Raw genomic sequence first — 19,827 nt, forward strand, 5'->3', positions numbered from 1 at the left:
AGTAGTATCTCACCAGAATGAACTTTCATAAGTCAATTGACGAACCTTTTCAGCTTTTCTATACTGTAACAATGAATGTATAGATGATTACATGTAAAACGAATCTATTTAGGTCAGGAGAACAAAACATGGATTTTACTATTCAGAACCTTTCCTTTTACTTAATACAGGTAGAGGGCAAAGGGGAAGAAGCCGATAAAAGGCATAAGCATTTTCAGACTTTAACTGGAACCGAGTATGAAGAAAGCCCATTAAAAAGCTTTTTAGATGGCGAACTAACCAAAATTGTGAAGCGGAAAGTAGACCGACATTCAAAGTCAGAGTCTGCTCCCACAAAAATTGGACGATTTGTAGTGGAACCGGGTCATGAACTGACTTCCAATCCAAATTATAATTTATTTCACCGCACACGTTATGCCGAAAACAAAGAGGACTTTCGCGAAGCCTGTGATCAAATTGTTCAAATGTACATAGAAGCGAGTGCTATCCGCGGTGGTGCATTCCTCGTTGCGACTGCAAAGCTGACGAAATTTTTTGATGATCCGTTTGTGTTCATTATGAAATGTGATTTCGAACCTAAGGTTGCCACTATAACCGATGAAGCGACTCTGATTCACAATGTCGAAATGGCGATTACGACGAAAAACATGAAATCCATCCAATACCCCTATATGCCTGAGGAAGGAATGATGGACTCTGCCGAAATCAAAATCCATCAAGCATCACACGCAAGATACTTTGAAGATTTCTTGAAATGGGTGGAATATGAAAAGTCAATGCCCGAAATCGTGAAATCCCAAGTATACGGGATGGTCAAGGAACATATTTCAGAAACCTATGCTGAAGAGAGCGATGAACGTGTTGAATTTGAAGAAGCGGTGGAAGAATGGGCAATAAGTCCAAAACGTGAGCTTCAGGAAAGGTTCACAACTGAACAAGTGGTAGAAGCCACCTCCCAAATCGTCGAGCAATCACCTGAAGTCGAACTTAAGGTGAAACTTGATCATGTCTCTGTCAAAGCTCTTCTTTCAGACTTTGGTGACAACATTCATCTGGCGAAAGTAAACGGTCGATATGTACTGATGATCGAAAGCGAGTCCGTCATGTTTGAAAAAGGCTTCTCCCCTCTTGAATTTTTAAAGCCTGATGAGCTGCATGAAGTGATCCAGCGAATACAAGAAAAAGAATGAGATGGAGGCTGGGACAAAACTAAAAAACCACGATAAAAAGACGAACAATAGAAGTGTAGGTTCTTCATACCGCTAATGATTTCCGTGCAAGACTACGCTTTCCGCGGGTAGCCCGTGAGCCTCCTCGGCAAGCCTGCGGGGTCTCACATAAGCTACTTTCCCGCAGGAGTCTTCGTCTTGCACTCCAATCAACCGCTGGAAACAGCTAAAATCAAATGATTCGAAAATAAATAATAAACCCGAACAAATCTGCACACTAAGAAGCAGGTTTGTTCGGGTTTGACTTAGGATAAAAAACTTTTGTCCCAGCCTCTTTTTTAAGGCTCTTTTCGCAAAGATTGTTGTTATCTAATGTAGAATCTGCGAGGGCTCTGTCAACCGTGCTGGATGGTTAGGGGAACTGCTCCGCTTGCAGCTAGCGTTCGGCCGAGCCTCCTTAGCTTAGCCGAACGGGGTCTCGGCACGCCCAAAATCCGCCGGAGTCTGCGCAGTTCCCCTCACCTTCTTTAACCTAATTTTCTTGACAGAGCTTCAAGCAAGAAAACAAAGTAACTAAAAAAATTCTTCTTTCTTAAAAGGTAAATCAATCTCTACTTACCTTAAATGAGATTGTTTGCTAAAATTCTTGTTTTAATTGTTTTCCATTAAGGATTCATGCTCAGAAAGTTGATTGGAGCGGAAGGATGCTCGACTCCCTCGGGAAAAGTTATTATGTCAGGGCTTTGAACCGTATTATTCTCTTTATAAAATTTTTTTTGCGTGACGTTAACCAGTTTTATTCCCTTCATTTTTCATTTGTTCAAAATAAAGGGAAATATACTTACGCGTTGCGTTAAGAGACTGGAAGGATCTCCCTTAAATTCATTATGGGCACTTTTGATCTCTGCTTATTAGGTGGACTCACCCTCCCATATCTCCTGGCATCTTGTGCCTACATTCCTTCGTTGGGTCTTTCCCTAACGCAGAGGCCGGCGTATGCTCCTGCATGGACTGATCAATAGATCGTCGAAAGTCGTGTATGGGCCGGCTTCTCAGTGTCTGGGTTGTAGAAGAACTACGTTTTATATCAGTAGTTTATGCTGCTTTATAAGGAGCGAGAAAAGGCATATCTTGTATCATTCGTTCGGCATCAAATTTCGTTTCATACTGGCTAAGACCGTGACAGATTTGAAGGAGTTTGCGACAAAGAATCACAAGTGCTTCTTTTTTCGTTACCGGCTTCTCTCGGTTTTCACTGTAATACTCATAAAGTGTCTTAAAGGCCGGATTGGCGTGAAGTAATGGCAACATCGCTTTGTATAATAGGGACCGAAGCCTTCTCCTCCCTCGCTTAGAGATTCTTTTTCTGCCTTTTGATTCACCGGATGAGTTGGTTACGAGTGTAAGTCCCGCGAGTTTGAATAGTTGGCGTGGATCTTTATAACGTTTCAATGAACCGGTTTCGGAAAGTAGCTCTAAAACGGTCGATTCGCTGATACCAGGAATGGACAAAAGGTAATCAAAATCAGTCAGCTCACGGGCAAGAGCGATAAGATTTTCAGTTAACGAGTTTATCTGTGATTCATACATGGACATTTGATCAAGTAACATCCTGATTTCCATGCGCGCCATCTCCGGACTGTCTTGAAGTCCAATTGAATACTCCGCTACTTGGAGTAGTCGTTCTACTTTCCTTTTCGACAGATAGCGAATCCCCTTTTCCTGAAGAAAACCAATCAGTTCTTCGGGAGAGAAAATCAAGAGATCTTCCGGTAAAGGCGCATATTTCAAGATAGCCTGAGCCTGTTTACCAAGCCCTTTGATTGCGGAGGTAAACTCAGGGAAGTAAAGATCGAGCCAGCGTCGGATGCGGTTTTGAATGGAGGCCGATTGGTCTTTTAAACGGGCTCGAAAGGCCGTCCCCCGGCGGAGTTCTGAATCGATTTTCGTCATTTCCCTTGGCAAACTATAATACCCTTGAGGCATCATCTTAGCGATGACACGGGCATCCTTTAAATCATTTTTACTCTGCAGGTTATCGTCCAACTCTTTGGATTGTTTTACGTGCAGAGGATTAACAAGGACGAATGGGATGCCTTGATTCGTTAGAAAAGCTGCGAGGTTCATCCAGTAATGACCGGTAGGTTCAAAGCCTATGATGACCTCTTTCTTACCATGTGTCTCCATTAACTTCATGAGAGTCGCGTAAAAGGTTTCAAAGCCGTTAAGCGATTGACGAATGACAAAGCTTTTCCTAAGTTCACGTCCGCGTTCATCTACGGCGCACGCATAGTGGTTGCGCTTGGCGATGTCGATGCCAATAACTAGTGTCGTTTCAGAAATTTGATTAATACGTCGATTTCGATTATCATGCATGTGAAGATCCTCCTTAGTTATGAGCGATTGGTTAGCACCTGCATCATAACGGAGGGTCTTTTTTTATGCAATAGTGACATTCTTATCTCACAGGAATAGCTCCTGCGGGAATAGCTGGACAGGTGAGACCCCGCAGGCGCAGCCGAGGAGGCTCACCGCCAGCCCCGCGGAAAGCGAGCATCCTGTAGCGGAAATCAACTATTACTTTCTCCCTCTACAATAAACAACAAACTTTACGAAAAGAGCCTTTTTCAAAAACCTCTTGTCTATATGAAGGAATTTTCATAAAATTTAGTAAGTATTTTCTTTACATTTTGAATAATTGGAGATGAAATATGCTTACTTCAAAACAGCTTCAAGACATTAAAAACCTGCAGATTGTCTGCGAAAAACACGAAGATATAAATTTAAAACTGAACTGGGATATGCTTAAAAACCGCACAAACATCCTGGATGATTTTCTTCTTTACAAAGATGATCAACTGATTGGATTTTTAGGTTTGTACGGCTTTGGTGAAACATATGAATTATGTGGGATGATTCACCCGGATTACCGTAAACAACAACTATTTCAAGAACTATTCCAGAAAGCCACCCAGTCACTAAGGTCACGATCTGTTCAAAAGCTCTTACTTAATTCTCCCGGCTCTTCAGCTTCCGGAAAGGAGTTTATTGAGAAAATAAAAGCCTCTTATGATTTTACAGAATATGAAATGAAGTGGAATAAAAAAAGGTTGTCCTTAATCGACTCTGATCTTCAATTACGGAATGCCTCTGAAAAGGATATAGAAACGATCATTGACCTTGATGTAAAATGCTTTCATGTTGTAAGGTCTGATGCTGAATCCTATACCAAGAGATTACTTGAATCAGGGGAAGGAAACTTAATGATTGTATATAAAGGAGCCACCGTAGGGAAGATTAGAATTCAAAGAGTGGACAATCGAAGCTTTATTTACGGCTTCGCTATCCATCCCTCCAATCAGGGAAAAGGCCTCGGTAGAAATGCCTTGTCTCAAGTCGTGATGAAGGAATCCGAGTGGACCAGCGATATTTACCTGGATGTAGCTGCTACGAACAGGAATGCACTTAAGCTTTATGAATCAAGTGGATTTCAGATCTTCTATAGTCAGGATTACTACCAGTTTTTTTTATAAGATTTAAGCCATATCAAGGAGTAAAGCACAGAGGTTTAGACCCCTGTGCTTTTTTAACGGTAAAATTTATGTTCTATTTTCCACGTGTCTTCAATGGTCAAAACACCATGCGAGAAGTAAGGAAGTTTACGTTTATCAGTGGGAGATCCGGGATTAAACAACAGTCTCCCTTTCATATAGCGGGAATATGGGATATGTGAGTGACCAAAGACGATCAAGTCTACCTCATCAGATTCGAACGCTTCCAGAACTCTTTTTTCCGTTGTTTTTGCCTTCCCGTCTCCGTGCACCACACCGATTTTCAGTCCTTTTTTCTTGATGATTCTTTTTTTTGGAAGAAACGCCTGAAGATCTGAATTATCCACATTTCCGACAACGGCAATCAATTCTCCGTACTCCATAAACTCTCGATAAACATCAAGGGTTTGAAAGTCCCCGGCGTGAATGATTAAATCACTTTTCCTGAGATCATGCTTCAGAATTTCCGGAAGGCCTCTCCTTTTTTTAGGCATGTGGGTATCGGACACTACTATAATCTTCATCTCATGCTCCTTTAGGTTTCACTGTGCTTTCTCCTTCAATTGTTTCCGTTCTAACTCAATTTGATCAAGGTCTATTCGGTTAAACAATGGTGCTGTCACTTCAATGCTGACCTCCACCGGCAAAGATATCGGCACCCACCCTGATTGCCCGACCATCCCCAGCTGATCAGCCAGATTTGAGGAAGTGAAGGGTAAAAACGGCTGAATGAGATTCCTTAAGTTACATAATACGTAGAGGAATTCTTCTAATATCTTTCTTCCTTCCTCCCTGTCCTCTTTTAATACATTCCACGGTTTCAATTCATCAAAACGCTTATTCGACCATCGAATGAATTCGAAAGCTTTTTCAATTCCCTGTCGAGTGTTCCCTTCTTCAATCGATTTGCCAACCGAATAAAATGTTTCTTCTATTTTGTCCTTAACAACCTTAGGTACAATAGAAAGCGAAACGTTTTGACCAAATTCTTTCCCATAAAATTTTAACGTGCGTTGAACCAGATTCCCCAGAGCTCCCAGCAGTTCACTGTTGTGACTATAAATAAATTCTCTCCAGGAGAAATCTGCATCTCTCTTTTCCGGTGCATTAATGGTGAGAAAATACCGAATGGAATCTGGATGATAGTCGTTGAGAAGATCCTTCACCCAAACAGCCCAATTCCCACTTGTTGAAATTTTCCTTTTTTCAAGCGTCAAGTATTCATTTGAAACAATATAGTCAGGTAGATTCTTTTCGCCAATTCCAATTAGAATGGCCGGCCAAATAATACTATGAAAAGGGATATTATCTTTTCCATGAACATAATAGCACGTGGTTGCCTCCTGCCAAAAGTCTTTCCACTCACGCTGATGCTCTCTCGCCCACTTTTTTGAAGCACTCAAATATCCGCTCACAGCTTCTATCCATACATAAATTTTCTTATCTTGAAAACCTTGAATCGGGACCTTCACACCATTTTCTAAATCCCTTGTTACCGGCCGGTCATGCAAGCCCTCCTTTAGATAGCGATTTGTGAGCTGAAGGGCATTATCTCTCCATCTGGTGCCATTATCCATCAGTAATTGTTGAAGAGGTTCCTGCAATTTAGAAAGGGAGAAATATAAATGCTTTGTCGTTTTAAGCACCGGTTCATGACCACAGAGCTTGCAGGTTTTATCAGTTAAATCAGTTGGATCTAAAACCGTCGAGCATTGATCACACTGATCACCTCTTGCCTTCGAGCCACAAACAGGACAGACTCCTTCCACAAACCGATCCGGCAAAAATTGATGATCATGCTCACAATACGTTTGCTCCACTTCTTTTTCATAAAGCCATCCCCGTTGATAAAGTGTGGTAAAGATGTTTTGAACTTCTTTATGATGATATGAGTGATCAGTTCTTGTATACTCATCATAACTAAAGCCTAAGAGTGGAAACACTCCAGGAACTCGTGGTGATATCGATTCGCGACCTCTTCAATACTTGCCCTTTCCTGTCTGGCCCGAATACCAATGGGGGTTCCATTACAGTCACTTCCTGACACATAGAGCACATCTTCCTCTTTTAAACGGTAATATCGTGCAATAATGTCCCCTGGCAATAGGGCTGCGATGTGCCCTAAATGTAACGAACCATTGGCGTATGGCCAAGCGCCGCCAATAAATATAGTCATGACCTTTTCCTCCTCCTGAACAATATAAAAAAACCCCTCGCGCTTAGATATCAATCGACATCTAAGGACGAGGGGTTGAACTCGTGGTACCACCTTAGTTTATAGCTTGCTCACACAAGTCTATCTCAGCAAGTACGGAGCATAAAAGAGCTCTTATACCGTGACATGGATAACGGATGCCCATTCCCGTCCTACCCTACACCAAAATGGTTCGAATAGAATGCTCCGAGACCATTTTCCATAAAGAGCTACCCTGCTTCTTTTCAGCTTCCGAAGCTCTCTGATAAAGGACTCATCTATGTACTCTTCTCATCAACGCAAATTAGATTTGTTTATATTATGCCACTTTTTCAAAAAATTGCAACATCGCTTTAAAGGTTTTATTTGTGAGTATTAGTGGAAAAGTGAATAGACGATACTATTTTATTAGATCTGATTTCAGGAAAAGAGGTGATGCCCTGTTGTTTTCATTACAAAAGCAATTCAAGCATCCTAATGGATTACTAGGCTGGTTTGTCGGAAAAGTAATGGAATTCGATAATCGAAAAATAAATAATTGGTCCATTAAGCAATTGTCCATTAAAGATGGCGATCATATTCTGGAAGTAGGCCATGGGCCTGGATATTGTATTCATCGCATTTCAAGTCGTTTTCCTAAATCGCTTGTGGATGGGGTTGATATTTCTGAGACAATGAAGAATGCAGCACAGAATAAGAATGAAAAAGCCATTGAGAACGGAAGAGTTCGCTTATTTGTTCATGATATTAGTCAATTTGAATTGAAAAAGGTTGAGTACGATCGGATTTTTTCCGTCAATAACTATCCCCTATGGAAGGACCAGAAAAAATCCCTTTCACATTTATATAATATGCTAAAAAAAGGTGGCATCCTTCTCATCACCGTCCAACCACGCGGGGGTGAAGAAAGGGATAGTCGTGCGAAACACTATTGCGAAAGTATTTCTGAAGCTTTGGGTGAAGCTGGCTTTAAAGATATCACTCTTTCTTATGAGAATGTTAAACCCGCTTTAACGGTAAGTGTGAAGGGTGTGAAGTAATTTTGCAAAAATAGGAAACCTTTTAAAGAAAATCATTTCTTCAAGAGGTTTCCTATTTTACTATTTACATGTTTTTAAACGACTTTATCCGGTACAAATCATTAATAAATTCCCGTTGACATCCCTAAAGTTAAAATATGAAAAATTGGGAAACGTGATGATTTTGGATTCAATTGTGACTTTCTTTTCGTGAAAGTCTTCTCTTACTTTTTCTATTTGAGTGGTTTGGAAATTACAGATTGGAACATTAGAAGCAGGAGGAGTGAATCCTTTTTCCTCTTCTAGAGTTAGTGATGTTTCACCCATCTGGAAAGTGTAAACGGGAAGCTCCTCAATCTCATTATACTGCACGGGATCGATTTCAAAACCCAGTACTTTTCCGTACCAATCCACAGAATCCTTTAAATTAACCACGGGAATAAACACTGTATTCATTTTTCTTTGAATCATGTGAACTCCTCCTTATTATGTAGCCGGCTTTTCCACTAGGTGGAAATCAATTTGATTTTCGTGAACTTCAAGCCGGGCTCGGATTCCGTTTGGAAGGATAAACATAGGGTCAGTATGACCAAAATCCAGGTCCGTAACGACGGGGATTTCATACCCCTCTGTGACACGGGATAAAATGCCGGCTAGTTGATTTTCTTTAAGCCTGACTGATCATGAAAGCGTCCAACGATAAGCCCATTAATTTTAGAATATACACCCATGTGCCTGAGTTGAGTTAAGTATCGATCAATTGACGACGGGGTTTCCTCTGGATCATCTTCAATACATAAGATGGCACCCTCTAAATCTGGAAAGTATTCTGTACCTGCGAGAAGGAGCATAGTTCCCATATTGGCTGCAATGATTTTCCCTTCTGCTCTCCCGTCTTTGACTACATGAGGTCCCTTATTTTCAACTTGTTCTCTTAATCGATTGTCTTCTTCGTCCCACCACAGATGTTCCATTACATAGGAAGGAGAGGCGGAGTAATCTACTCTTTCGCCTTGTACCAGTGATTGGAAGAAGTGTTCTTTTGTGTATGTTTGCAGTCCTCCATATTCTCCAAACTGAGGCAGAACGGCAGGTCCAAGATATGTTGTGAGACCGGTCTTTTGATAAATGGCCAAGTGGAGAGCCGTTATGTCACTGTAGCCGAGGAATATCTTTGGATGCTTTTGGATTAAAGAGAAATCAATAACATCAAGAAGTTGATGAGAACAAGTTCCTCCTATGGTGGTGATGATGGCTTTTACATCATTATCCCCGAAGAGATTATGTAGGTCCTCCACTCTTTCCTCGATGGTACCAGCCATATACTCTTCAATTTTCAACGTGTTTGGCGCTACTTTCACCTTAAAGCCTAAATACTTAAGCTCTTCAATCCCCCTTTTCAATCTCTTAGGGCAATGAGCAGCGACTGGGGAAGACGGGGAGCAAATCCCGATCGTATCTCCTATTTTTAATCGATTTGGAATCGTCATCCGTTTGACCTCTCTATCAATTATGTCTTATATTGTCAGATTAATAGAAATAGTAGTACAATACAACTTTAATCTTCGCATTTCGGATCCAAAAATAAAACAGCCAGCCCACTTAGGACTGACTGTTACCATTTTATTCTTCTGTATTGTTTTCTTCAGTGTTGCTTTCTTCTTCCATGTTTTCTTCCGTTTCAGTACCTGTGTCTTCCTCTGTGTCTCCACTGCATCCGGCTGCAAATGTTACTACTGATAGAGCTGTCATTAACATTAATAACCACTTTTTCATACTTTTCATTTTTATAGCCTCCTGTTATGATGCTTTGTTCAACTACATCTCTATCATACTGATTTCTGAAGGAAAAAGAAGGCTATTTACCTTTATTTAACATACATTTAGAATCTGTTAATCTATGCCTTTATTTATTTACGAAGAATTCAGTAACCTTTACAAATTTAATGCTTTAGCTTTTGAAGCACTGATTAATGCCTTTATTTCATCAAGCGATTCATGCTGAATCAAATCGATTATTTTGCTTCCAACGACTACTCCATCACAGTACTTACTCATGGTACGCACATGTTCAGGAGTAGATATTCCAAACCCGGCAAGTACTGGTACCGGACTGTTTTCTTTCAATTTATTCAGGTGATCTGAAATATTGTTGCCAAACCCTTCTCTTGTTCCAGTAATACCATTAATCGTTACAGCATAAAGGAACCCATCAGTAACGGAAGCCAATTCCTGAATTCTCTCTAACGGACTCGTAAGCGTTGCTAATTGAATAATGGCGATTCCATTTTCTTGAGATGGTGCCCGAACCAATTCATGATGTTCAAGTGGCAGATCAGGAATGATTACACCGTCCACCCCTGCATTCTTACAATCCTGAAAGAAACGCTCTACTCCATATTTGTAAATGGGATTAATATACGTCATAAAGACTAACGGAATGCCAATTTCCTTTCTGCTTTCCTCTAACACTTCAAAAACCTTTTGCAGTGTTGTCCCATTCTCCAGTGCCCGCTTCCCTGCCTCTTGGATGGTCGGGCCATCGGCAACGGGATCCGAGAACGGGATCCCGACTTCTATGGCCGTCGCTCCTCTTTCTTCGAGCATTTTCAAGGTTGATATCAAGGTCTTTATACCCCCATCCCCTGCCATCACGTAAGGAATGAATAGTTTGTTTCCTTTATCCAGTTCAGCTTTAAACGTATTTTCAAGAAATGATTTACCCATGTTGACTACCTCCCAGTAACTCTTTCACTTGTTCCACATCTTTATCCCCTCTGCCGGATAAACAAATCACTACTGACTCTTCTTTCCTCATTTTTTCAGCTAGCTTCACCGCATAGGCGACTGCGTGTGAGCTTTCCAGTGCCGGTATGATTCCTTCTGTCTGGGACAGCTGCTTAAATGCATCTAATGCTTCCAAGTCTGAAATGGACGTATATTCCACTCTATCAATGTCTTTCAAGTAGCTATGCTCCGGCCCGACACCAGGGTAATCAAGGCCTGCTGAAACAGAGTGGGCTTCTTGAATCTGTCCTTCATCATTTTGCAGCAGGTACATCATGCTGCCATGAAGAATCCCGACGGACCCCTTTGTTAATGTGGCTGCATGTTTGTCGGTTTCAACCCCGCTTCCAGCCGCTTCCACACCGTATAAGTCAACTTCCCTATCATCAATGAACGGGTGAAACATTCCGATGGCATTGCTGCCGCCTCCAACACAAGCGACGATGGCCTTTGGCAGGCATTTTTCCTTTTCGAAGAATTGTCGCTTTGTTTCTTTCCCGATCACACTTTGAAAATCCCGTACCATTTTAGGAAATGGGTGTGGCCCTAACACCGAACCGATAATATAGTGTGTGTCTTCTACATTTGTGACCCAGTAACGCAGGGCTTCATTGACTGCATCTTTTAATGTGGCACTTCCCTGGGTGACACTCACCACTTTCGCTCCCAGTAACTCCATCCTGAATACGTTGAGTTTCTGTCGGCGTATATCTTCCTCCCCCATAAAAATGACACAATCCAGGTTTAAAAGGGCACATACGGTTGCCGTTGCAACACCGTGCTGCCCTGCTCCAGTTTCCGCCACGATTTTTCTTTTGCCCATCCGTTCTGCAAGCAGGGCCTGACCGATTGTATTATTGATTTTATGAGCACCCGTATGATTGAGATCCTCACGCTTTAAGTAGATTTTCGCTCCCCCTACCTGTTTGCTTAGATTTCCAGCAAAGTAGAGTGGGTTTTCTCTTCCTACATAATCCTTTAAGTAGTTTTGAAGTTTCTCTTGGAATTCTTCATCCTTAGAGGCTTCATCATAAGCCTTTTCCAATTCTTGAACAGCCTTCATCAATGATTCCGGAACGAACCTTCCCCCGAATTGCCCGAATAACCCTTTTTGATCTGGTTGTGCGTATATCATCTCAATTCCTCCATCCATTGATTTAAAATATCGTTATACCGACTTTGCCTCTCGAATAAATGATTCAATCTTTTTTCTATCCTTCTTCCCATCCGTCTCCACACCACTTGAAACATCCACCATATAGGGACGGACCTTGGTGATCGCCTCCCGAACATTATCCCGATTCAATCCACCGGCAAGAATCAAGTGTTGAGGGATGTTTAGTGCATGGACATAATCCCAATTAAACGTTGTCCCATTCCCTCCACGATGGGGCCCCTTTCCACTGTCCACCAAAATCATCTCTCCGCCAAAGTGTTCGATCCCATCTAAATCTTCTTTTTCCTTTATCGAAATCGACTTGATAAAAGGAAGATTGAGACTATCACAAAATTGGACTGATTCATCTCCATGAAGCTGTACGTAATCTAGATTTACTATTTTGGATATTTCCTCCATCTTCTCTTTAGCCTCATTTACAAACACGCCAATTTTTAATACATGCGAAGGTAGTGAAGCACTTATAAGTGCTGCTGATTCCACGTCAATTTTTCTTTTACTATCAGCGAACACGAATCCTATCGCATCGGCTCCTGCTTCAAGTGCCCACAGAGCCTCTTCTTGCCTTCTTATTCCACACACCTTTACCTTGGTCATTTCACCACGCCTTTTCTCACTTGTAAGGAGGCAAGCTTAGTTGCAGGGTCATCACTTCTCATTAACGTCTCTCCGACAAGTACCCCATCCGCACCTGCGTTTACGACTCGGTGACAGTCATCTTCATTTCTTATTCCACTTTCACTTATGAACATGATATCTGTTCCATTTACCATGGAGCCGAGAGTTTCTGTGATCAGAAGATTTACTTCAAAGGTTTTCAGGTTACGATTATTCACACCAATTATGGTTGCCCCTAATTCCATTGCGACATTCATTTCTTCTTCATTATGCACTTCTACCAGAACTTCCAAGCCAAGCTTCGTTGCATAAGAATATAATTCTTGTAATCTGTTAACATCCAAGGCAGACACTATAAGAAGAATGACATTTGCCCCGGCGTCTTTTGCACGGTCTATCTGGATTTCATCGATTATAAAGTCTTTACACAGAATAGGGAGGGAGACTGCTTTTCGAACATTCGCCAGATCTTCCATACTTCCTTTAAAGAAAGGAGCATCGGTTAATACCGATATGGCACAGGCGCCCGCTTCTTCATACTTCTTTGCTTGAATCACGGGATTCACTTCTGTTCGGATATCTCCTTTTGATGGAGATGCCCGCTTAATTTCAGCAATCACCTGTAGTCTGGATGCTGATTTTAATGCTTTATATAAGGAATTACCGGGAGACCCCTTATAATAATAGGATTCATACCCTGCATTCTTTAACTCTTTAACTTCCTCTTTCTTTTTTTCAAGAATGGTTTGTAAAATGGTAGACACTTAAATCACCTGCTTTCGACGTTGTTGACTATAACGAACCAAGGAGTGGAGCTTTTCTTTTGCACGACCGCTTTCAATACTTTCTCTGGCAAGCTTTACACCTTCTGCAATGGTTGCCGCTTTGCCTTGAGCGAACAGGCCGATTCCTGCATTGAATAAGACCGTATCAGTGTAAGCTCCTTCCTTCCCATTTAACACTTCTTCTAAAATAATGGCATTGTCTCCAGCGTCCCCTCCACGTATTTCTTCCAGGGAATAACAAGGAAGTCCGACATCTTTCCCCGTTAATGTGAGTGAAGTAATTTCCCCTTGATCCAGCAGAACGAGATGATTTTCTCCTGCTAATGAGGCTTCATCCATGTAATCAGCTCCATTAAGCACAATCGCTCGTTTTCTGCCTAATTCACGTAAAACATGGGCCATCGTTTCTAATTTATCTCTTCTATATACCCCTAGGAGTTGAGTTTCCAGATGAACAGGATTCGTTAATGGTCCAATGAGATTAAAGATGGTAGGAACCTTTAATTCTTTCCGGACCTTCATTACCTTTTTTAAACCTGAGTGGATATGGGGTGCAAATAGAAAAGCAATATTGGTTTCATCAAGTAAACTTTCCACCTCATGAGATTGAAAATCGAGTGCTACCCCTAAATGTTCTAACACATCTGCACTACCGGTTTTACTGGAAATACTTCTGTTACCGTGTTTCGCAACCTTCACCCCGGCCCCTGCAAGGACAAATGCACTTGTTGTACTAATATTAAAGCTTTGGGATCCGTCTCCACCTGTTCCGCAGTTATCCAATATTCCTGGTAGCGTGCTTTTAATCGGCATGGCTTTCTCCCTTAAAACTTCAACAAGAGCGGTAATTTCATCTACTGTTTCCCCCTTCATCTTTAATAGGGTCAGAAAACAGGCGATTTGACTATCCGTTGTTTCTTCTATGAACAATTTTTTTACTGCCTTTCTCATCTCTTCTCTCTCTAATGAATGACCGCTAGATAGCTTCTGTAGATAGTGTTTCACGGTTATTCTCCTTTCTCATCTGAACTAAAAAGTTTTGAATGATTTTCTTTCCTGTTTTCGTACCAATGGATTCAGGATGAAATTGAACCCCGAACATTGGATACTTCATATGCTTTATCGCCATGATTTCTCTATCATCCATGGACAATGCGACAGTCTCTAATTGTGTCGGCAGGGTTCCATTCTTAATCACCAGGGAATGATATCTCATCACTTCTAATGGTTGTGGCAGATATTCGAATACTCCGATGCCATCGTGTTTAATGAGTGATGTTTTTCCGTGCATGATTTTCTCAGCCACTTCGATGGTTGCCCCGAATGCTGCACCGATTGCCTGATGCCCTAAACAAACCCCGAAAATCGGCACACTAGCGTGAAGATTCTGTATAATCGAGATGCAAATGCCCGCATCTTCCGGTTTCCCTGGACCAGGTGATAGAATAATTCCTGCAGGATTCAGTTCCTTGATTTCTTCTAATGAAATAGCATCATTCCGTTTCACGATTACCTCTTCACCGAGCTCTTCTATATATTGATACAGGTTATACGTAAAGGAATCATAGTTATCAATAAGAAGGATCATCCTGTCACCTCCAATAATGATTTAGCTTTATTCATGGTTTCTTCATATTCACTGGCTGGGTCTGAATCATAAACAATCCCTGCACCGGCTTGAACATATGCCGTTTGATCTTTAAGAACCATCGTCCGGATGGCCAGGGCAAAATCCAAATTCCCGTTCACCCCGATATACCCGACGGCACCTGAGTACACGCCGCGCTTTGTGGTTTCAAGTTCATTAATGATTTGCATCGACCTGATTTTCGGCGCTCCGCTGACGGTACCTGCCGGTAAGCAGTGTGTTAATGCTTCCAGTGGTGTCACTTCTTCTTTTAATTCACCCTTTACTTCCGAAACGATGTGCATAACATATTTATATCTCTCAATCGTCAAGTACTTTGAAAGGTGAATCGAGCCGATCTCACAGACTCTGCCTAAATCATTTCTTCCTAAGTCAACCAGCATTCGGTGTTCAGCGATTTCTTTTTCATCTGTAAGTAATTCCTTCTCGAGCTCCCTGTCCAGATCATGTGTTTCTCCCCTTCTTCGTGTTCCTGCAATTGGATTCGTCGTGATTTCCCTCCCTTGAACTTTAAGTAAGCTTTCTGGTGATGCCCCCATTACGACATAATCCTCGAAATCAATGAAGAACATGTAAGGGGACGGGTTAGATTTCCTCAAGCTTCTATAGAATGAAAATGGATCTCCAGAAAAGGACGCCTTAAGTCTTTGAGAGAGCACGACTTGAAATATCTCACCTTCTCCTATGGATTGCTTTGCCACCTCCACTTTTTCCATGAATTCATCTTTTGAGGTTTGAGCATGGAAGGAAAGGCGATCTAGTTTCTTTTTATGAGTTTTCAAATACACATTGTTCAGCTCAGCCTCGACTTCCTTCACCTTTTTATCCAGATCTCCTTTTTGATCCTCTGTCCACTCATTCATGACGACAATAAATACTTTGTGCTCCAGATGATCAAACACAATGACTTTTTCATAAAACATGAGATGAATATCCGGCATTTCCAATTCATCTTGAGGAGTTACACCGATATCTTCGTAGAGTCGAATAACGTCATATCCCAGATATCCAATCCCTCCTCCTGTAAAAGGAAAAGGCACACCTTTTAGTTCGTGGGAAGGAATAAGGTTTTGAATGATTTGAATGGGATTCCCCACTATTTCATTAATTTCGTTTACAAATGTTTTTTTAAACTGTATGGTATTTCCGTATGCTTTACATTCTAAAAATGGATCACTCCCTACAAATGAATACCGACCGGATTGTTCATGCTTCAATGAGCTCTCCAATAAAAATTTCTTCTTACCTTTTAACGATTGAAAAAGTGAGATGGGGGTAAATATGTCTCCGTTTAATTCTTTCACTACATAATCCAATGCTTGCTGTTTCATCATTTCATGCCTCCAATTCAATGTTCCGCTTGAAAATCCATAAAAAAAGTCCCCTATGAACAGAAATATCCGTTCATAGAGGACGATGCTGACCGCGGTGCCACCTCTGATTGGGATACTTTGACGTATCCCCTCTTAATTCAAGTACAGGGCATGAATAACCCGATACTCTATCCTTTTAACGGTGGAATTCCGTACGATCCTACTTCCATTCAGATCATCTCTCATAAGTCCATTCCAGACAAGCTATCATGCTAAGGTCTCACCATCCTTAGCTCTCTGTCATGCATCACTTGAATGTACTCCTCTTACTCAACGATTTATCATTATTCAGTTATAAAAAAAGGGCATCCCTATCCATTTACATCATGTAAAGGACGAGATACCCGTGGTGCCACCTTTGTTGACTGCCTGAACAGTCCACTCAATCGTATCGAAGCGGTTTGCTTGAATACGCGTCTTTTGTAACGATAAGACATTCGCCAAAGCCTACTCCCTGAAGTTTCGGTTTGGAGGCTCAGAAGTCCATTCCCAAAGATCGTTCACACTGGTTCTCACCAACCACCAGCTCTCTTAAGTGTCGATCAGAGGTACTCCTCTTCGTCAAAGCCATTCGCTCATTTAATTAATTGTTTATTATACTAATAGCTTTCTCCCTGGATGTCAACTGTAAATATTAAAAATAGTATTTCAGCCCAGAGCCAACTTGTTCATATCACGGTAATCATCATCGAATCGCAAACTGGTTTATAACCGATTTCCATATAAATCTTATTAGATGTCGGATTATCTAAATCCGTATAGAGTGAACAGAATGCATGATCTTTCAAAAGCAACCGGCTGATCTCGGCTACGACAGAAGAAGCATACCCCATTTTCCTGAACTCTTTCGGTGTATACACGAAATTTACGGTTATGCCATGATCCGTTCTTCTCGCTCCTCTCGCCATTGACACGGGCTTTCCATCTACCTCCCACAAATACACATACTTTTCGTTTTCAATCATATCCCTTGAACGCAGGATAGCCTCTTCATCAGTTAGGGGATTTTCTCCTGTATCCTTTACAAATCCTATTAACCAATCGGCAAGAAGGGCCTCGTGTTCTTTGCTAATTGGAACCATTTTTCCATCACTCAGTGGAATATCTATCACCTTTTTCAACTGGTACACCCGCTGGTTCATACGCACATGGAAACTCGATCCCGTTTCGTTACACCATGCGTGGGTTAATTGAAGGGCAATTTCTTTCTCGGCAATGAAGCCAGGAAATGTAATATGGGATTCCTCACAAAACCTTTTGAGTTGTTCGACTATTTGAGGAATGTCTTTTTTCTCCACCTTTAGTGTACTTACCAGATAATGTGGGGGAGTCATGATGAATGATCCAACCACAGACCTCTCTCCATTTTCCACTAATAGAAGCAATGGATCCTTATATTTGTCACTTATTTTCATAGTGTTCAGTAAACCTAATGGTAAGTTATTCGCTGCCTCATCTTCTATTAGAAAAGAATGAACCCTTTCGTTATATTGTGCTGCGTTTCTATACTTTGTCAGCTTATACATATCATCACCCCATTATAAAATTCGATTTACATAATGGGATTACCTTCTTGATTTAGGTGAATTCCCACCCGTAGTGGAATGAAAAACAACAAACTATTCGAAAAGAGAAATAAAAAAAGATGGATGGGCTAAATCCATCCATCTTGCCGATATTGTGCTTGAGTAAACAGGGAAACGAGCACATACATGAAAAAGGAAATGATAATTGGAAAAATGACCGTGTGCATATCCAGATAATTAGGTGCGAAACTGTGAAATAAGATGTACGCTACCAGTCCTGAAATCATAGAAGCAATGGCACCATGGGCATTTCCTTTTTTCCAATACAGACCTAAAACAATCGGCCAAATAAATACAGCTTCAAGGCCTCCAAATGAAAATAAATTAAGCCAAATAATTAACTCAGGAGGACTCAACGCCATAAGAAAAACGAGAATTCCCGTTATACTTGTCACCCAAAAGCTAATCCTTTTGACTTGTTTTTCCTTTGCATCTTTATTGATGAAATTCATATACACATCTTTCACAATAGCCGAGGATACAATCAATAATAATGAGTCCACTGTCGACATGATCGCTGCCATCGGAGCAGCCAGGACAATCCCTGCAAGCCATGGTGGAAGAACTTCTAAAGCGAGAAGGGGCATGACTTTATCAGCCACTTCTATTCCCGGGAGCACGACCCTTGCAAGCACACCAATTAAGTGCATACCGAGCATAATGGAACCGACGACAATGGTTCCGATAATGAGCGCTCTGTGTAAGGACCTGGAATTTTTATAGCTCATGGCTCTAACTGCCACCTGAGGCAATCCGATCACTCCCACTCCTACTAAAATCCAGAAAGATGAAATATAGCGGGCACTTAATTCTCCATCATAACCATGAGGACTTAATAAGTTAGGATTTTCCGCTTTCAATCCCATCATGATGTTCTCCATGCCACCGCCGGCGATGATAGTGGCAATCAATAGAATAATGGTCCCACCAAGCATTACCACCCCTTGAATCGCATCCGTGATGGCAACCGCTCGAAAGCCCCCAATAATAACGTAAACAAGAACCGATACGGCAAACAGGAAAAGAGCACTCTCGTAGGATAAACCGGTTAATGATTCAATGAGCCGTGCTCCCCCTACCCATTGAGCAATCATGGCTGAGAATAAAAAGATGATGATACTAAAGGCCGATAGAATTGTAATTTTATTGCTGCCATATCTGCCTTGTAGATAATCGATCAATGTAACGGCCTTGTATTTCCGCGCCATGATCGCGAACTTTTTCCCGAGTATAAGGAGAACAAAGTAACCTGTTACAACCTGTGACATAGCCAAAAGAACCCACGATAAACCATATGTATATGCTGCGCCCGGTCCTCCGATGAAACTACTTGCACTTCCATAGGTCGCAATCATGGTCATCGCCAAAATAAATCCGCCAAGCTGTCGGCTTCCCAAGAAGTATTCCTGGACGAAGGAATCTGCTCTACTCACATTTCTGGCCGTATAAATTCCCACAATAAAAATCAAGATTAAAAAAGCGAATAAGGGAAGCAATGCCATACTATTCATGATCATCCTCCTCATCGTCAAAAGGAATGTCAGTAAGCATGTACTTTACGACAATAATCACTAACAATACCATAAGAAAAAAGCCAACGATGCAGCTGTAAAAAAACCATTCAGGCATCCCAAGGATCCAATCGTAATCTGAAACCGGTTGACCACCTAACCCGAATGCAAAACCATACCACCATAAGAAATTTATAAGAACAAGCGCTATTCCTATCAGTGCCTCGTGACCAGCAACCCTGAACCATTTATCTTCTTTATGATCCACTTCCTTTTATCCCTCCTTAAAATACACATTCTTTAACAATTTACGACAGGAAGATATGAAATGCAATATAAAAAGACAGACCCGAAGCATCTGCTTCGGGTCTGTCTTTTTATATCTAATAAAGGGGGTTTTTCATGAACC

Annotated in this window: 19 protein-coding genes, 1 pseudogene and 3 other annotated features; of the genes and pseudogenes, 3 read left to right on the forward strand and 17 right to left on the reverse strand. The window is 41.4% G+C overall.

What is annotated here, in order from left to right; genetic code table 11:
- Positions 1-128 precede the first annotated feature (128 nt).
- On the forward strand, positions 129-1,190 hold the full coding sequence (locus tag ACYH0O_RS14360) for a DUF3900 domain-containing protein (protein ID WP_482629259.1): 1,062 nt from the start codon (positions 129-131) through the stop codon (positions 1,188-1,190).
- 1,074 nt (positions 1,191-2,264) lie between these two features.
- On the opposite strand, the gene ACYH0O_RS14365 is transcribed toward ACYH0O_RS14360, so the two are convergent.
- The gene (locus tag ACYH0O_RS14365; protein ID WP_482629260.1) at positions 2,265-3,545 is read right to left on the reverse strand and encodes an IS110 family RNA-guided transposase; all 1,281 of its coding nucleotides are present in this window, start codon (positions 3,543-3,545) and stop codon (positions 2,265-2,267) included.
- 335 nt (positions 3,546-3,880) lie between these two features.
- Between ACYH0O_RS14365 and ACYH0O_RS14370 the strand changes: the two genes are divergently transcribed.
- The gene (locus ACYH0O_RS14370) at positions 3,881-4,702 is read left to right on the forward strand and encodes a GNAT family N-acetyltransferase (RefSeq protein ID WP_482629261.1); all 822 of its coding nucleotides are present in this window, start codon (positions 3,881-3,883) and stop codon (positions 4,700-4,702) included.
- A gap of 53 nt (positions 4,703-4,755) precedes the next feature.
- On the opposite strand, the gene ACYH0O_RS14375 is transcribed toward ACYH0O_RS14370, so the two are convergent.
- Positions 4,756-5,244 carry a metallophosphoesterase family protein gene (locus tag ACYH0O_RS14375; protein ID WP_482629262.1) on the reverse strand — a complete coding sequence of 163 codons (489 nt, stop codon included), beginning with the start codon at positions 5,242-5,244 and terminating at the stop codon, positions 4,756-4,758.
- A gap of 18 nt (positions 5,245-5,262) precedes the next feature.
- Positions 5,263-6,896: pseudogene (gene metG / locus ACYH0O_RS14380) on the reverse strand (methionine--tRNA ligase).
- A gap of 60 nt (positions 6,897-6,956) precedes the next feature.
- Positions 6,957-7,221, reverse strand: a binding site (T-box leader).
- 136 nt (positions 7,222-7,357) lie between these two features.
- Between metG and ACYH0O_RS14385 the strand changes: the two are divergent.
- A complete protein-coding gene (locus tag ACYH0O_RS14385; RefSeq protein WP_482629263.1) occupies positions 7,358-7,954 on the forward strand; it encodes a class I SAM-dependent methyltransferase in 597 nt (198 codons plus the stop codon).
- Between the two features lie 84 nt (positions 7,955-8,038).
- Here the strand turns inward: ACYH0O_RS14385 and ACYH0O_RS14390 are convergent, their stop codons facing one another.
- The 14 genes from ACYH0O_RS14390 to ACYH0O_RS14455 form a co-directional block, all read right to left on the reverse strand.
- On the reverse strand, positions 8,039-8,404 hold the full coding sequence (locus ACYH0O_RS14390; RefSeq protein WP_482629264.1) for a VOC family protein: 366 nt from the start codon (positions 8,402-8,404) through the stop codon (positions 8,039-8,041).
- 15 nt (positions 8,405-8,419) lie between these two features.
- Positions 8,420-8,581, reverse strand: a complete 162-nt coding sequence (locus ACYH0O_RS14395; protein WP_482632576.1) for a peptidase U61 — start codon at positions 8,579-8,581, stop codon at positions 8,420-8,422.
- Positions 8,582-8,586: 5 nt separating this feature from the next.
- On the reverse strand, positions 8,587-9,423 hold the full coding sequence (locus ACYH0O_RS14400; protein ID WP_482629265.1) for a S66 family peptidase: 837 nt from the start codon (positions 9,421-9,423) through the stop codon (positions 8,587-8,589).
- Between the two features lie 133 nt (positions 9,424-9,556).
- On the reverse strand, positions 9,557-9,718 hold the full coding sequence (locus ACYH0O_RS14405) for a hypothetical protein (protein WP_188048576.1): 162 nt from the start codon (positions 9,716-9,718) through the stop codon (positions 9,557-9,559).
- A 150-nt stretch (positions 9,719-9,868) separates the two neighbouring features.
- Entirely contained in the window at positions 9,869-10,660 is a 792-nt protein-coding gene (trpA, locus tag ACYH0O_RS14410) for a tryptophan synthase subunit alpha (RefSeq protein WP_482629266.1), read from the reverse strand.
- Positions 10,653-11,855: a tryptophan synthase subunit beta gene (trpB, locus tag ACYH0O_RS14415; RefSeq protein ID WP_482629267.1), complete on the reverse strand. Its 1,203-nt coding sequence runs from the start codon at positions 11,853-11,855 to the stop codon at positions 10,653-10,655. Before trpB ends, trpA begins: the two co-directional genes overlap by 8 nt.
- A 33-nt stretch (positions 11,856-11,888) precedes the next feature.
- Positions 11,889-12,494 carry a phosphoribosylanthranilate isomerase gene (locus ACYH0O_RS14420; protein WP_482629268.1) on the reverse strand — a complete coding sequence of 202 codons (606 nt, stop codon included), beginning with the start codon at positions 12,492-12,494 and terminating at the stop codon, positions 11,889-11,891.
- Positions 12,491-13,279 carry an indole-3-glycerol phosphate synthase TrpC gene (gene trpC, locus ACYH0O_RS14425; protein WP_482629269.1) on the reverse strand — a complete coding sequence of 263 codons (789 nt, stop codon included), beginning with the start codon at positions 13,277-13,279 and terminating at the stop codon, positions 12,491-12,493. Before trpC ends, ACYH0O_RS14420 begins: the two co-directional genes overlap by 4 nt.
- Positions 13,280-14,305 carry an anthranilate phosphoribosyltransferase gene (trpD, locus tag ACYH0O_RS14430; protein ID WP_482629270.1) on the reverse strand — a complete coding sequence of 342 codons (1,026 nt, stop codon included), beginning with the start codon at positions 14,303-14,305 and terminating at the stop codon, positions 13,280-13,282.
- On the reverse strand, positions 14,277-14,888 hold the full coding sequence (locus ACYH0O_RS14435; RefSeq protein WP_482629271.1) for an anthranilate synthase component II: 612 nt from the start codon (positions 14,886-14,888) through the stop codon (positions 14,277-14,279). The genes trpD and ACYH0O_RS14435 overlap by 29 nt, the downstream gene beginning before the upstream one ends.
- Positions 14,885-16,282, reverse strand: a complete 1,398-nt coding sequence (trpE, locus tag ACYH0O_RS14440) for an anthranilate synthase component I (protein WP_482629272.1) — start codon at positions 16,280-16,282, stop codon at positions 14,885-14,887. The genes ACYH0O_RS14435 and trpE overlap by 4 nt, the downstream gene beginning before the upstream one ends.
- A gap of 72 nt (positions 16,283-16,354) precedes the next feature.
- Positions 16,355-16,604 (reverse strand) — a binding site (T-box leader).
- Positions 16,605-16,649: 45 nt separating this feature from the next.
- Positions 16,650-16,895, reverse strand: a binding site (T-box leader).
- A 94-nt stretch (positions 16,896-16,989) separates the two neighbouring features.
- Positions 16,990-17,847, reverse strand: coding sequence for a GNAT family N-acetyltransferase (locus ACYH0O_RS14445; RefSeq protein ID WP_482629273.1), 858 nt, complete (start codon positions 17,845-17,847; stop codon positions 16,990-16,992).
- Between the two features lie 128 nt (positions 17,848-17,975).
- Positions 17,976-19,418 (reverse strand): sodium/pantothenate symporter, encoded by a 1,443-nt coding sequence (gene panF / locus ACYH0O_RS14450; protein ID WP_482629274.1) that lies wholly within the window; start codon positions 19,416-19,418, stop codon positions 17,976-17,978.
- Entirely contained in the window at positions 19,411-19,686 is a 276-nt protein-coding gene (locus ACYH0O_RS14455) for a YhdT family protein (RefSeq protein ID WP_482629275.1), read from the reverse strand. Before ACYH0O_RS14455 ends, panF begins: the two co-directional genes overlap by 8 nt.
- Between the last annotated feature and the right edge of the window lie 141 nt (positions 19,687-19,827).

The sequence above is a fragment of the Rossellomorea sp. H136 genome, assembly GCF_056838065.1.